Here is a 15,044-nt window from a genome sequence, read left to right as displayed (position 1 = left end):
TTATTCCGTTTTGGCTTGTGCGGTTGGCTCTGCGGCTATCCAGCTTTTAAGCGGCGCGCAGCTTTGGTACTCGGGGTCAATTTTAATAAAGGTTTCTTTACGGCGCTTATCAAACCATTGGGTAATGGTACGGGTAAGTTTATTGTTGGTGGCAGCTTCTTTCAGTTTAGAATAATCCTGGTCTAAATTAGCTTTGTGCGCGTTAGTAACCGATTTAAGGTACAATATCTTATAAGCTTTTTTGTTGGTTTGCTGATCGGTAAACAACTGAGGTTTTGATACCGAACCCACTTTCATGGTATCAGTAGTAAGCGCAATCTGCGGGTCAAGCTTATCTGTTGGGATGTAGGTAGAACGGGTTTGAACGTTATCTGCGTTTAGCATCATACCACCGTTAAACTTAGTTTCTTTATCATCAGAATAAAAGGCCGCTGCGGCACTAAAATCAAATTTCTTTACCTTCATCATCACGTTATAAACGCTGTCTGCAGTGGTTTTAGAGCGGCCTAAACTCGCCTCGGTAATAGCCGGGATAACCAACAGGTGGCGTACATGCACCTGCTCGCCGCGGCGCTCAATCACCTGTAAAAAGTGAAAACCATTTTCGGTTTCAAATACGTTTGATATTTCGCCGGTTTTTAGTTTAAATGCCATTGCTGTAAACTCTTTAACCATGGCTGTACGGTCAAAAAAGCCTAAATCGCCACCTTCAGGTGCCGAGCCCGGGTCTTGTGAGTAAAGCCTTGCCAATGTGCCAAAGTCTTCACCTTTTTTTACCCTTGCCCTTAGTTCTTCTGCCTTTTGTTTGTAAAACTCTTTCTCTTCTTTATTCAATTTTGGAGAGAATACGATCTCGCCTACCTCTACCTCTTTGTTGTAAGATGGTAAGCTATCTTTAGGCAGCGACTCAAAATACCTTTTTACGTCCTGCGGCGTTGTATTCACTTTCTCGGTGATCTTCGCCCTCATGCGCTGCGCGATAAGAGATTCCTTAATATCCGGGCGAAGTTCATCCTTGTACTGGATCACAGAACGGCCTAAAAAGCCTTCTAACTTGTCCTGGCTGCCTGCGCGTTGTATAAAGCTACGCATACGGCGGTCAACCTCGGCATCAACTTCTTCATCTTTTACCTGTACGCTGTCAATAACGGCCTGTTGTGCAAGCAGTTTTTGGGTAAGCTGGTTTTGCAGGATAAAGCATTTGATATTTGGGTTTGGCTGCTGGCCGCTCACCAGGTACTGGGCGTATTGCAGTTCAACGTCCGACTGTAAAACTATACCGCTGCCTACAACAGCTGCTATCTTATCAAGTGTGCGTACCTGTGCCTGGGCAAATGACAGAAATATGAATGAAGTTATAATAGACAGTGCGATTTTTCTCATGTACTTTTTACTAATTAGTACGGATAGTTTATCCGTTAAAAATGCGAATTTCGGTAAAATTTATTAATAATAAATGTATAATTAAGCCGTAATGCGAATATGCTTATAATGCTTCAACAGGAATAGGTATTTTTGGTTAAATTATGTTAAATATGAAAGTTGACAACCCGCAAGCCTTCGCCTACATTATGCAGGAAGAAATTTACCTGCTTAACAAGGATAAAGGCTTGTATACTACTACCCGGGCTGATGAACAAGCTATTGCCGAAACTATACCTGTTAGCGAGACTGAGCAACCTGTCGCGACTGTAATTGCAGAACAACCGGCAGTGCAACCTACGCCTGTTTCCGCAACACCAAAAACACCCGAACCAACTGTACAAACGCCTGATAACGAATTTAATTATCTGGGTAAAAACAATAAAAACTTTGTGGTGCTGGTAAACTATGCCAACGAAGAACACATCGCGGCAGCACACCTTAGCGCGCTGGAAAGTATCCTGAAACGCAAGGAGCTTACACTTGAAGACGTAGCAATATTAAACGTATACAAATACGCCCCGGTAAAACTTGCTGCACTGGCCGCCTATTTTACGCCAACCAGGCTTGTAATTATGGGGGCAGATTCGTTGCCAACCGGTATTGGTAACCTGCCGCTTAACCAGCCATTACAGGGCAAAAAAACCCACGTGCTATACAGCTTTAGCTTTGATGAAATGATGAGCAGCAACGATAACAAAAAACTATTTTGGGAACACATGAAAACCCTTTAACATGCAGCAATTAGTATTTGCCACCAACAACGCCCACAAGCTGGAAGAGGTACAAGCCAAAGCCGGTACCCAAATAAAATTATTGACACTTAATGATATTGGCTGCCAAGATGATATTGAAGAAACAGGCTTCACTTTTAACGAGAACGCATCCATCAAAAGCCGGCACATCTACCAAAAATATAACCTCAATTGTTTCGGGGACGATAGCGGGCTGGAGATAGAAGCGCTTAATAACGAACCCGGCATCTACTCCGCGCGTTACGCCGGTAAACATGGCGACCATGAAGCCAACATGGACAAGGTTTTGAATAGCCTAAAAGGTGAACCAAACCGCAAAGCGCGTTTCCGTACGGTTATATCATTGATCTGCAATGGTGAGGAGCATTTTTTTAACGGCATTGTAAACGGCACCATCCGCCACGAGCGTTGCGGTACCGCGGGTTTTGGTTACGACCCCATTTTTCAGCCCGATGGTTATGACATCACCTTTGCCGAAATGGGCATGGACGAAAAAAACCGCATCAGCCATCGTGGCCGTGCGGTAGATCTGCTTATCAGTTTCTTAAACGCTCAACCTAAGGCTTAGTAGCGGTCGAATCTTTTTTTGTTTTAATGAGTGCGGCGGGTTTGCTCTTCAGTGTATCTGCCACAGCTTTAGTAACCGGGGTTGGCGTAACCGCTGTTTTATCCTGTTTTGGTTTATCGGCAGCAGCTTTTATTACCGGTGGCGATTTAACCGCTGCGCTATCCGCTTTTGCGCCGGCAGCAGGGGCTTTAATGGCCGGTTTTTTAACGCCCGTGCTATCTTTGCCTCCTTTAACACCCGGCGGCACAATCAGCTTATTCTGTAACGAATCCTTGGCCGTTTTTTCGCCCGGTTTGGTTAATTTGGCCTTAGTAGCATCTGCTATCTTTTTATCCGCCGCGGCTTTGGCGCGGGCAATTTTCTTGTTGTATGATGGGATGATGGATTCTTTAGATACCGGCCTTTCCTTAGGCTTCCATATAAAACCTTTCAGGATCTTTTCATCGGCGGTAAACTTGGCTAAAGGGCCGTAGCGGTGCTCTGGTTTAGATATAAAGAAGATGTTATTGGCGCTGTTGTTTTTAAAATAGATGCGCATTTTGCTGGCTAATGACCGCTGCATACCATCAACCCTCTTCATGGTATCGCGGGTAAACGCGATGCTTTCGGCGTTGCCCACAATAAACATCCTATCCAGCTTGCCGTTTTTAAAGAAACCCTTCATGCGTTTGGCAGCTACCTGGTTAAAGTTGGTGGAGTCGTCCTTTTCAATATTTACAATAAACGATTTAGGGTACATGTTCAGGTTATCCATCTTCTTGTTCTTCATTTGGATGGTGATGGTATCGCCGGACAATTGCGAGCCCTGTGTCCATATCAACGGGTCTATGTAGCAGCGCAGGGTAGAGTCGGCATAACTGTAAAACATCGAATCGGCCTTGGCCTGCAGGTCCGATTTAAATAGTTTTGCGCTGTGGTAAGCTTTAATAATACGCACCCTTGCCGTATCGCTCAGCGTAATAGGCGGGGTGTAAAATATGGGGTCTTTGTCTATATTGGCGGTATCGGCAGCCCTGGCTTTTGATGCATTAGCGGGTAAAGTGCCAAATGCGCCCTTATCAGTTTTTGCGCCGCCAAGTGTTCCAAACGCGCCCTTGTCTGCTTTTGCAGCAGGTGAATTAAAAGCACCGGCATCGGTCCTTAAAGCAGGTTTGCCTTTCGCAGGTAGGGTTAACGAAATGTCCCTTGGCGCAAACTTGTAATTAGCAAAAAAATCTCGGTGCCGGTTAGTTGTATCGCGCCTAAAGCGTGGCATGTTCAAGGTTAAAAACTTATCGGCTTTCTTCTGCTCGGCGGCGGTAAGTTTTTTTACTTTTACAGATGTATCACGGATGGTAGACAGGCGCTGCTTCTCCTGCATTATCTTCACATCCTTGTAAGTCAGGATCTGCGTAACCAGCGTATCCGCTGAGATATATATCGAATCGCGTTTTACCTTCTTCGCCGGGGCGGTAATTTTTACAACCGTATCCTTTGGCGCCATCGGGAACGCGGAGAGGCCTGCCCCTTTAAGCGGCGTTGCGCCTTTAAATGGTTTAGCACCGGGTACGTTAACCCTGGCGGCAATAATGGCGGTTGCTGCTTTAACAGCATTGGGGTTGGCTTTTGCAATTTTAGTAAGCGTATCTGCAAGTACCTGCATAGGTATACCGCCCGTTTTAATAGGGATGGTATTGGCAGGGGGCTGTTTTATGGCTAAAGCATTAGCTGTTTTTATAGTTGCTGCCGGTACGCCTGCTTTTACCGCCAGCGCATTTGCGGTTTTTACACCGGGTTTAGTAACCGGTACGGTATCCGTCCTGGTCGAGTCTTTTTCCTCAGTAACAATAATTACATAAGGGTCCTGCGTTACCACGGTACGCTCGCCTTGTTTATAGTAAGTTGCCAGGTCGCCTTTTAGGGTGATGTTCTGCTCCCTGTCATGAAACGTAACGCGCTTAACCGCGCGGCCGTAACCTTTCAATTTATCGTAAAATAAGCTGTCGCCGGTAAGGGTTTTAGTGCCTTGTTTATAAAGGTTTTTCTTACCGAAAAAGGCCTGCTCGGTTTGCGTATTGTATAGGCCGTTTTCGGTGTAAAGGGTGTCTTTTTTATCCTTGGTATCGTAAATATTAGTTGGGCCGTAAAAATATGCGATACGGCTGCCGGTGTTATAACGCAGGGTATCCGTTTTTATCAAAGCATCGGGCGTAACCAGCACCACGTTGTAGCGAAAGTACGAATCGCGCGAGAAGGCAAAGTAATAGCCGTTTTTGCTGGTAAGCGTATTGTCTTTATTCACAAGTTTACCACCGCCGGTATAGGTGCCTATGCGGGTCGCGGTATTATAGGTAAGGTAATTGGTGGTTAGGGTGGCATCCCTGTCAATAAGCTTTACATTATCGGTAAGGATGGCAATTTTGGTGTTACCGTTGTAGTTTAGCTTGTCCGAATAGATGTTCAGCGTATCGCCCTGGGTAATGTGTACGTTGCTAAAGGCATCAAAAGCGTTATCGGCAACGTAAAAGTAAGCGCTGTCCGATTTCATGACCGAGTAATCCTGCTGAAAAACACCTTGGTAAACCTTAAGTACATTTTTGCCGTTAAGCTGTATAATTTGGCTGCTTTTTGATTGTATAAGCTTCACAACAGATTTTTTCTGTGCCGAAACCGCCAGTGTCATCAATATAAAAAGTGTACTTAAAATATATTTTATCACGATGGCAAAATTAGTTTTTTGCGGGGGTTATTAAATTAATAATTTTGATAACTATTTTAGCCTCACCTAAAATTCTCTCCAAAAGAGAGGACTTAGATTTTTTTTCTTTTTGAACCCTCTCCTTTGAAGAGGGCAGGGAGAGGCGAATATTTAATTTTGACGTATGCTTCCTGTTAAACGCTTTGTTGATTTTATTGAACAAAACAGCCTGTTTACACCCGCCAATAATATACTGGCAGCGGTAAGCGGGGGCATGGATTCGGTATTGATGGCGTATTTATTAAAAGCCGCCGGGTACAATTTTAGCATTGCGCATTGCAACTTTATGCTGCGCGGTGCCGATGCCGATGCCGACCAGGAGTTTACCCGCCAGCTTGCACAACAACTTGGTGTAAGCTTCCATACCATCAAATTTGATACCCAACAGTACACCAATAATAACAAAATTTCTATCCAAATGGCCGCGCGCGATCTGCGGTACAATTGGTTCAATCAAATCAGTCAGTCAGATGGTTACGACACCATAGCCCTTGCGCACCATCAGAACGATACTATCGAAACAATATTGTTAAACCTTACGCGTGGTACAGGCATAGCCGGCTTGCACGGTATTTTGCCCAAAAACGGCCGGTTGGTTCGCCCGCTGCTGTTCCTTACGCGCGACGAGATACAGACTATCATCACCGCCGAAGGTTTAAAATATGTAGAGGATGCCTCAAACGCGTCAACCAAATATGCGCGTAACAAAATACGCCATCAGGTAGTCCCATTGTTAAAAGAGCTGAACCCAAACCTGGAGGCAACCTTTGAGAACAACCTGCGCAACTTTAGGGACCTGGAAGTGTTAATGAATGATAAAGTTGAAGCGCTGAAAAAGGAATTGCTGGTACATCACGAAGATGAAGTGCATATAGCTATCGATAAGATAAAGGAGCTATCGCCACAACGCCTGCTGCTGTTTAAGCTATTACAGGGTTTTGGTTTTATCGAGACCGTGGTAGACGACCTGCTAACCGCTTTGGATAAACATGCAGGCAGGGTATTTGAAAGCCCGGGGTATAGTTTAGGGGTTGACAGGGGCAGGCTCATCATCAGCCCTAAAAATGCGGAGGGGAATGTTGAAGTAAGCATCAACCAAAACGATACGCATGTGGTTTATGGAAACTATAAGCTTAATTTACTGCATGATGATAGCGCTTTAATTGTTAAAAATAATCCATTAGCGGTTTCTGTTGATGCGGCGTTGTTGGTTTATCCGTTAACCGTACGTGCCTGGCAGCAGGGCGATGTATTTTACCCGCTGGGGATGAAAACACGGCAAAAGCTGAGCGACTTTTTCATCCACCAGAAAGTGCCACTGCATAAAAAGCGTGATGTACCCGTGTTGGTTAATGGCAACGGCAACATCATTTGGGTGGGTGGCTACCGGCTTGATGAACGATACAAAGTAGAGGATAACACTAAAAAAGTTACTATATTCGAACTGTTTAAATTATGAGTGATAAATCAGTATTTGTAGAAAAACAGTATCTGGGCCGGGAGTGGATCCCTATCACCATCCGCCTGGTGTTAGCCCTATTTTGCTTTGCCGCTTACTTTTTTACTGACGAACGCGAACGCAACGGTGATCTGCTTGCCATTGTTGGTTTTGTGATCATCATCATCTCCATCATCATGGGGTTCCTGCTGCACTTTAGCACCACGGTAAGCAATAAAAGTATTTTACTTGATGGCTTGTGGAGCACCCGCCGCGTTAAGATAGACTTGAACAGCATTGTTAAAGTGGAGAAAGGCACCTACAGCCGCTACCTGTTTAACAATCCGGTTTACAACCTGCACACCAAAGGCACCATCCGCTTTTACGCCGCCGGTAATTATGCCATCCATTTGACAGACCGGGACGGTTTGATTTACATCATCGGCTCGCAACATGCCAACGATTTTTTACGCGCTATAAACGGCGAAATGAAGACGGTTTAAAGACGGAAAAAAGTCATAAATAATACCTAAAAAGGCAGCTTCTGTACCACAGAAATTGCCTTTTTTTATACAGATTAAAAAATTCTTAATGCGTTTTATAACTGGCCAGATCAGTGTAGATCTGGCGGAACGAGCTGCGCACGCCAAAAGTGATCATGCTGGTTTTATCGTTAAAGTCGCTGTTCTTTTCGGTACGGTAAATGCCGCCAAGCTCCAGCCTTAGGTTATATTTAGGGTTAAGCACATAGCCAATTTTGCCCTGCAGGTAAACCATATTGGTTTTTAAGCCCTGGCCAATAATGTTACCATCTCGTGCCAATGGGGTAGTGTAGTGCCGAAAAATGTCTTTACCGTAGTTGATGCCGTTCATATCCAGTCCGTAACGGCCGTAGTTTGCCTCGCCCATCAGGTCAAAACGTTTGTAAGAGTAGTTTAACAAGGCAACTACCTCGCGGAAGTTAGCCCCCCATGGGTGTGCCAATGGCTCGCTATTGGTCGAGTAGTTTAGTATGTTCGATCGTTCTGAATAGGTATAAGGCCTAACCGTGTTATGCTCTAACAGGTAGTTAAGGTTCTGTACACCAAATAGGTTAGCCCCGCGGATACCTAACTGGTAACCAAATTTATTATTGGAATAGCCCGCGTTATGGAAAAACTCTTTAGCCGTAAATTCATCAAGCGAGAACTGGCCATAGGCAGTTATGCCATCTGTTAACTTGTATTTGGTGGTGAAGCCTATCAGCGCGTTATCCGGTGAGCCGCCGGCCGCCTCTATCGGCCTTAAAAATATTACGGGGCTAATGTAGCTAAAATCAAACCCGCGCGAGTGGCCGGCATCATCGGTACCTGCCCAAATAACCGAATCGTAGAAACCAAACGAAAGGCGGTTGTTAACGTTCCAGTCTAAATAATGGAATATGCCAAATTTATTGCGGCTGATGTTTAGATCACTGGTGCCTGCGGGGTCTGTCAAAAAGGCCCACATAGCCATGTATTTAACATTACCCAGGTTGGCTGTTAATTTAAAGAAAGGGTATGGCGACGCGTAATCTGATAACAGCAACGAGCGGTAGCCATCGCCAATAAAGGTTTTATCGCGCCCCGCGCTGATGTTAATATACTTAAACGGCGTGTATGATACTACGGCAGTAATATAATCCCAACCGTATGCATTTGGTTTATTATTGAAACTGCCTGCATAAGCCATGCCCGGCGCTATGCCTACCTGCCTAATGTAGTTAGAAATATAATTGGGTACTTCGGCACGGTTTAAATAGCCGGTAACATTGTAGTAAAACTTTTTACCAACCGTACCGCCAAACTGCATCCCTATCGAATTTAGGTAGGTATTTTGTTTGGAAGAGAAATCGCGGCCGATGTTAAAATCGGGTAAAAGATCAGCGTAGAAGGTGCTGTTTTGGCCTTTAACATCAATTAAGTGCTCGTTAAAAAGCTTACGGTATAAGATATTAGTTGAGCCATTGTCGCCATAATTCATGATAGAATCATAGCGGTGCATCAACAGCGAATCGTCAACAAAGAACGGTTTGATAGTAGTATGCAGGCGTGTTTTGGTTGAATAGGCATCAGCATTAAACTTCTGATAAAAATCATAAGAGTAGGGCTGATATACCGATTGCGAACGGGCGATGCCCGCGGTAACCAGTAATAGCGTTAGGCTGATAAATATTCTCTTCATAGTATGCCGTTTAACTATTCGAAATAGTTTTGTGTTTTAAAACCGCCTTTTTTCATGTGTTCGTCCTTTTTAGCCAGGTGCAGGTCGGAGTTTACCATATCGGTAACCAGGGCTTGCAGGTTATAACCCGGTTCCCAGCCCAATTGTTTTTTGGCTTTAGATGGGTCGCCTATTAACAGGTCAACCTCGGTAGGCCTAAAATATTTGGCGTCAACCTTAACAACCGTTTGCCCAAATTTTAAACCATCGGGGTTTAAGCCAAGGCTTTCTACCTTTTGCTGGTCAATATCGATGATCACACCACGTTCGTTTTCGTCCTTGCCGCTAAATTCAATATCGATACCTAATTCGCCAAAAGCCATCTTAATAAACTCGCGTACGGTGGTGGTTACGCCGGTTGCTATTACATAGTCCTCAGCCTTGTCCTGCTGCAACATCAGCCACATGGCAACAATATAGTCCTTTGCATGGCCCCAGTCGCGCTGTGCGCTTAAATTGCCTACATAAAGGCAGTTCTGCAGGCCTAAGCCTATCTTGGCAACAGCCCGGGTAATTTTACGGGTAACAAAAGTTTCCCCGCGTATCGGGCTCTCGTGGTTAAACAAGATGCCGTTGCAAGCGTACATGCCGTAAGCTTCGCGATAGTTAACGATGATCCAGTAGCCGTAAAGTTTGGCTACCGCATAAGGCGAGCGTGGATAAAAAGGTGTTGTTTCGCTTTGCGGCACATGCTGCACTAAACCATAAAGTTCTGATGTGGATGCCTGGTAAATGCGGGTTTTTTTGGTGAAGCCTAATAACCTTACGGCTTCTAAAATGCGTAATACGCCAAGTCCATCGGCATTGGCGGTATATTCCGGCGAATCGAAACTTACCTTAACGTGGCTTTGGGCACCAAGGTTGTAGATCTCATCGGGCTGGATCTCCTGGATAAGCCTGGTAAGGTTCATGGCGTCGGTAAGGTCGCCGTAGTGCAGTATCAGTTTAGCGCCACTTTCGTGCGGATCGTGGTAAAGGTGATCTATCCGGTCGGTATTAAAAGATGATGACCTGCGTTTTATGCCGTGTACCTCGTATCCTTTTTTTAGCAAAAACTCAGCTAAATATGCACCGTCCTGCCCGGTTATACCCGTTATTAAAGCCTTTTTCATTAAAAAATATTATAAAATGCAATATTATTTAAATTAATTGTAAAAGCTTGTATCGGGTGGGGGTTGTTTTAATATCGAACATTGAATGCCCAATGTCTAATGTTTAAGTGAAGACTTAAATATTAGATATTATGTTCCGCAGGGCGTTCTGAAAGAGACCCTGCGCCCATATGCAAGGCAGCGCAGTGTCCACGATGTGAGACCCTGCGACGACATGAAATAAAACCCTTCGACGACGAAAGCTTGTATAACGTTGATCTATTTTAATATCGAATACCGAACGCCAAATACAAATAATGGAAGGAAAGCTTCGATGTTGGATATTCAATATTATTTATAATTCAGATTCCCGCTACAGTATCTTCCAGTTCGCGGTACCAGTCTTCACCGTATTTGCGGATCAGGGGGCCTTTCAAAAACTCGTGGACTTTAACCTGTAGCTCGTCGCCAAAAGAACAGGCAGGGCTGCAAATGCTCCAGCGGTCATAATTTAAAACGTCAAACTCGGGGTATGCGGTAATGCGGATAGGGTACAGGTGGCACGAAATAGGTTTTTGCCAGTCTACAGCGCCTTCTTCATACGCTTTTTCAATAGCGCATTTGGTAATGCCATTCTCCCAGATCACGTAGGCGCATTCTTTATTCACCTCTACACACGGGGTGGTATAGTCACCTTCAAAATCGGTTACGTAGGTTCCTTCGCGCTCAATGGTGGCAATGCCTTTGGCGGTCATGTAAGGCTTTACTTTCGGGTAGATCTCGTCCAGCTTATCCAATTCATCATGATTTAGTGGTGCGCCCGAATCGCCCTCAAGGCAGCATGCGCCTTTGCACTTGTTTAAATTGCAAACAAAATTGTTTTTAATTACATCTTCGTGCAGTAACACGCCTCCTACTTCAATCATTTTCTAATATTTATTTTTGTACCGGGTTTAGCGGGTATTTTAATCCGCTGGCCTGGCTAAGGTCCATCACCAAACTGCCTACAATCAATTCAACATGCGCCTTAACAGGGATGCGGTTCTTATCATCAGTGATCCACAAATATAGCATACTGTTTTTTCTGAAGATGCGCCCGGGGATAATTGTTGGGTTAAACTTTAAACAGTTAAAGGTACCAAGCCCGCATTTTACCTGTTCTTTACCCATGTAAGTAATGGATAATGAGTGGACGCCATCTTCCAAAAAATAACGCAGATCCAGCTTTTCGCCAATTTTGAGGTGCGATACATCGATGTTACGCGCAAAGTAATAGCACGATAAAAAATCGAACACATTTCCTTTAAACGGGAACTGGCCTTTATCGGCGGTGATCACATTCTTATCCCTGTCAAACGTTACCTTATCGGTGTGCCTGTAGTTAGATTCCTGCCTGTTTTCTGAATAATAGTAAGGCAGCAGCGTTACCGGGTCTATGTAAGAGTGGTATTCGTTCTTGGTTTTAAACAGCAGGTTAAAAGTACCCAGCGTACGGGCTGCGGCGTTAATATGCAGTGCGGAGTGCCCGTTAAACTTCAGCGGGGTATTCTCAATTTTTATTACAGCCTCGGCGGCGCTAAAAAAGCCGTATTTAAGTTTATAAGTAATTTGCTCGCCCGCTTTAAAAGCAACCTCTTTGGTTTTAGTGGCCTCGTCCTGGCTAAAAGCACGGGCAAAGGCGGTAAGAAGTATAAGGACTAAATAGTATTTCTTCATTTGATTGATATAGACATAGCCTCACCTAAATCCTCTCCGAAGGAGAGTGCTTTAAAATCTGTTCGCTCTTTAAATCTTCTATGAAGTAGAGAGCGGCGTGCGGCTAACATGCGATATAGACTTAGTTACCTTGTTAGAGTTTAATTCTTGTTCGCAGCTAACCTGCCTTTGTTTTTGAACCCTCTCCAAAGGAGAGGGCAGGGTGAGACTGTTTTAGTCCTTGCGTTTATAAATAGGCACGGTAGAACATGGTTCGCCAAACATCAGGCTTTTTGCAACCGGGGTAAGCCTTTGCGTTAGCTCTACATAGGCCGATACCGGTACAGGCAGGTCGCCGCAGCCTTTTATTACAACGCGCTGGTCGCGGTATTGCTCCACATCAAGCGCGGCTACTTCTTTTACAAATAGTACGGTCTCTAATACATCGGCATCGCCAAAAACAACGGCGCGGGCATAAGGTGCCAAACGGTTTGCCAGCAGCATATAGGCCCATGCAGGTACAATAGCATCGGCAGTGCAGGTAACGGCTACGTTCTTATCCTGGTATTGCGCCCAGTCGTGCGTTTTTACAAACTCCCTAAAATCTTTCTCGCGCAGCATCAGGCCATGGAAAAGGTTATCCTTAATATCGTAAACCACGCGCTCGCCGGGGGCGTAAAACTGGGCAGGGTCTAAAGTGACTAGGCCGCTTTGCGCAACTTTATTGATGATGTTTTCCTGTATTTCCATGGTGTCCTTAAATAAATCGTTAAGCCCCCTCTAATCTCCCCCGGTAGGGGAGACTTTTAAAAACCCATCCTTCGGATACGGGATGAGTAGGCAGAAAGTAACTCGCTTATAAATAAAAAATCCGGCAGCAACTATAACGTTGGTGCCGGATGCAAAATTACTTTAAATTTTTCTTAGAAAAACTTAGCTCTGTTATCTTTTACATTCGCCTTATCTTTCAGGGCATCAAGCACCTGGCCTTGCGAGCGTTGTGCAAGCGTTTGGCCTAACTGTGTTTTCTCGCGAACGTTGTTTGTAAGCTGTGCAGGGTTGGTAAAGCTATCTAAAGAGATAACATAAACGCCTTGCTGGCCCTCGATAGGTTTCGATACCTTGTTTGGCTGTGAGCCAAATACAGTACCTATAACTTTATACTCTGCTGCCGAGCCCGGGATAACTGGGTTAGCAAATACGATGTTTTGCAAAGGAACAACTTTGCTGCCTGCTTTTTGAGCAACCTGGTCAATAGTTGATGCACCGTTTAAAGCAGCATTAAATTTATCTGACAATTGCTTGCCTTTAACCGCGATGCGAACCATTGGTTCAATTTGTTTCTTAACAGCATCTAAAGCTAAAAAACCCGCAGGTTTAATGGCAGATACAAGTGCAATAACGTATTGGTCGCCTATTGTAAAAACCTGGTCAGAGAATGTGCCTTTGTCTGATTTAAATGCCCACTTAACAACTTCGCGCGCGTTATCTAAACCTAAAACTGTAGCTGCATTACCGCTTACATCTTCGGCATTTTTAATAGCAAGGCCTGCTTTTTTAGCCTGCGCATCAAAATTATCGGCAGATAGCGAGCTTAAGAAAGCCTGCGCTTTGCTGTAAACAGCGTTTTGTGTTTTGCTGCTTGGTACCAAAGGTTTATCAACCTGTGCAACTTTAACAACCTTAGATGAACCTTTTTGCGCAGTGATCTGCATTAAGTGAACACCAAACGGCGTGGTTACAATTTTGATGTCGCCAACTTTACCGTTAAATGCTATTTCTTCAAATAGCGGCGTCATCATGTTACGGCCAAACATGCCTACATCGCCACCTTTTTCTGCTGATGCTTTATCAATAGAAAAGTTTTTAGCAAGCTCGGCAAATGATTTACCGCCGGCAATTAGTTTTTTAAGTGAATCTGCTTTCGCGATTGCTTTATCAACACCGCCTTCGGTAGCAGGGTTTAATAAAATGTGCTTTGCCTGTGCAGAATCGGGGCCTACACGTGTATCAACCAGCTTTGCTATTTTGTAGCTGCCGTTTGACAGGTAAGGGCCGTATGTAAAGCCTTTTTCGGCACCAAACATGATCGAGTCAAGTTTAGGCTCTAACTGGCCTTTTTTCTGGTATACAAGCTGTGCTTTTGTTTCTGAGTTGATCTGTACAAAAAGCGAATCGTTTGTTGATGCTTTAAACTCAGGTAGTAATTTTTCAACCTGTGCTTTTACGGCAAGGGTATCATCTTTAGATGGTGCAGCGTTAAAACTTACGTACTTAAAGCTACGCAGCTCGTTAGCGTTTTTGAACTCGCTTTTGTGCTCGTTGTAGTAAGTGCTGTAATCGTCATCGCTTAACTTAACGTTGGCATCAGGTATTGATGCGTAGTCAAGCACGGTGTATTTGAAGTTAGCAAGTTTGTTTTTAGCAAGATAATCGTCCTGCGCATCAAGCGAGTTCACGTACAGGCCGTTAGTAACTAAGGCCATGTACTTTTGCTGTACTTTAGCGGCTTCTAAATTTACTATAAAGTCTTTCCACGCCTCTAATTGCGTTTTTTCGGCTTTTGGCGATTGCAGGTAAGCTAAGAACTGGTTAAGCTTAGCCGGGTCAAACTGGCCTTTCTCGTTAACAAACTGGCGCTGTATCTGCGGGTCAGGATTGTTACCGCTTATCATGGCCTGTCTTTCATCTGGGCCAACAACAAGGCCTAAACGGCTAATTTCTTTGCCAAGCAATTTTTCTGTTAAAAACTGGTTCCAGGTAGTTTCCTGTATGTAGCTGTTAATTTGCGGAGTAAGGCTTTGGCCGCCACTCTGTTGTTTAAATTGTTGTGTTGATTGATCCAGTTTTGTACTGAAATCGGCGTAACCAATTTTTTCGCCATTTATTTCACCAACAGTGGTTGCATCGCCCTTTAAAAAAGAACTGCCCGAACGAACTACTTCCTCGGCAATAAAGCCTAAAAGTGCTACACCAATCACAATTGCGAGAATCTTTCCCATTCGCTCCCGCAAAAAACCCATTATGCCCATATATTTTTTCTATGTTTTATATTCTCAAAAAGAGGCGCAAGATACAATTTTTACTAAAATTCTAT

The 15,044-nt window shown here is 44.3% G+C and carries 12 protein-coding genes; 4 read left to right on the top strand and 8 right to left on the bottom strand.

The features are described 5' to 3' along the window. Entirely contained in the window at positions 1 to 1,383 is a 1,383-nt protein-coding gene (locus RHM67_RS19880) for a peptidylprolyl isomerase (protein ID WP_322229095.1), read from the bottom strand. A 152-nt stretch (positions 1,384 to 1,535) separates the two neighbouring features. Between RHM67_RS19880 and RHM67_RS19875 the strand changes: the two genes are divergently transcribed. Further along, positions 1,536 to 2,156 carry a hypothetical protein gene (locus RHM67_RS19875; RefSeq protein WP_322229094.1) on the top strand — a complete coding sequence of 207 codons (621 nt, stop codon included), beginning with the start codon at positions 1,536 to 1,538 and terminating at the stop codon, positions 2,154 to 2,156. 1 nt (position 2,157) lies between these two features. After that, positions 2,158 to 2,745 carry a non-canonical purine NTP diphosphatase gene (locus tag RHM67_RS19870; RefSeq protein WP_322229092.1) on the top strand — a complete coding sequence of 196 codons (588 nt, stop codon included), beginning with the start codon at positions 2,158 to 2,160 and terminating at the stop codon, positions 2,743 to 2,745. Here RHM67_RS19870 and RHM67_RS19865 read toward each other — a convergent pair. Beyond that, a complete protein-coding gene (locus RHM67_RS19865; protein WP_322229091.1) occupies positions 2,735 to 5,443 on the bottom strand; it encodes an OstA-like protein in 2,709 nt (902 codons plus the stop codon). The genes RHM67_RS19870 and RHM67_RS19865 overlap by 11 nt on opposite strands. A 163-nt stretch (positions 5,444 to 5,606) precedes the next feature. Here RHM67_RS19865 and tilS point away from each other — a divergent pair, with 163 nt between their 5' ends. Next, complete coding sequence (gene tilS, locus RHM67_RS19860) at positions 5,607 to 6,941, top strand: tRNA lysidine(34) synthetase TilS (protein WP_322229089.1); 1,335 nt, start codon at positions 5,607 to 5,609, stop codon at positions 6,939 to 6,941. Next, positions 6,938 to 7,423: a hypothetical protein gene (locus RHM67_RS19855; RefSeq protein ID WP_322229087.1), complete on the top strand. Its 486-nt coding sequence runs from the start codon at positions 6,938 to 6,940 to the stop codon at positions 7,421 to 7,423. The genes tilS and RHM67_RS19855 overlap by 4 nt, the downstream gene beginning before the upstream one ends. 85 nt (positions 7,424 to 7,508) lie before the next feature. Here RHM67_RS19855 and RHM67_RS19850 read toward each other — a convergent pair whose 3' ends face one another. From RHM67_RS19850 to RHM67_RS19825, 6 genes are all read right to left on the bottom strand, one after another. Beyond that, positions 7,509 to 9,122: a gliding motility protein RemB gene (locus RHM67_RS19850; protein WP_322229085.1), complete on the bottom strand. Its 1,614-nt coding sequence runs from the start codon at positions 9,120 to 9,122 to the stop codon at positions 7,509 to 7,511. Positions 9,123 to 9,136: 14 nt separating this feature from the next. After that, a complete protein-coding gene (gmd, locus tag RHM67_RS19845) occupies positions 9,137 to 10,273 on the bottom strand; it encodes a GDP-mannose 4,6-dehydratase (protein ID WP_322229083.1) in 1,137 nt (378 codons plus the stop codon). Positions 10,274 to 10,614: 341 nt separating this feature from the next. Further along, on the bottom strand, positions 10,615 to 11,178 hold the full coding sequence (locus RHM67_RS19840; protein WP_322229081.1) for a DUF3109 family protein: 564 nt from the start codon (positions 11,176 to 11,178) through the stop codon (positions 10,615 to 10,617). Positions 11,179 to 11,188: 10 nt separating this feature from the next. Continuing rightward, positions 11,189 to 11,968: a DUF3108 domain-containing protein gene (locus RHM67_RS19835; RefSeq protein ID WP_322229079.1), complete on the bottom strand. Its 780-nt coding sequence runs from the start codon at positions 11,966 to 11,968 to the stop codon at positions 11,189 to 11,191. A gap of 213 nt (positions 11,969 to 12,181) precedes the next feature. Further along, positions 12,182 to 12,697: a DUF2480 family protein gene (locus RHM67_RS19830; RefSeq protein ID WP_322229078.1), complete on the bottom strand. Its 516-nt coding sequence runs from the start codon at positions 12,695 to 12,697 to the stop codon at positions 12,182 to 12,184. A 173-nt stretch (positions 12,698 to 12,870) separates the two neighbouring features. After that, entirely contained in the window at positions 12,871 to 14,970 is a 2,100-nt protein-coding gene (locus RHM67_RS19825; protein ID WP_322229077.1) for a peptidylprolyl isomerase, read from the bottom strand. Between the last annotated feature and the right edge of the window lie 74 nt (positions 14,971 to 15,044).

The sequence above is a fragment of the Mucilaginibacter sp. 5C4 genome (genome assembly GCF_034345625.1).
GTDB classification, from domain to species: domain Bacteria; phylum Bacteroidota; class Bacteroidia; order Sphingobacteriales; family Sphingobacteriaceae; genus Mucilaginibacter; species Mucilaginibacter aurantiaciroseus.
This window is presented reverse-complemented; position numbering and strand designations above follow the sequence as displayed.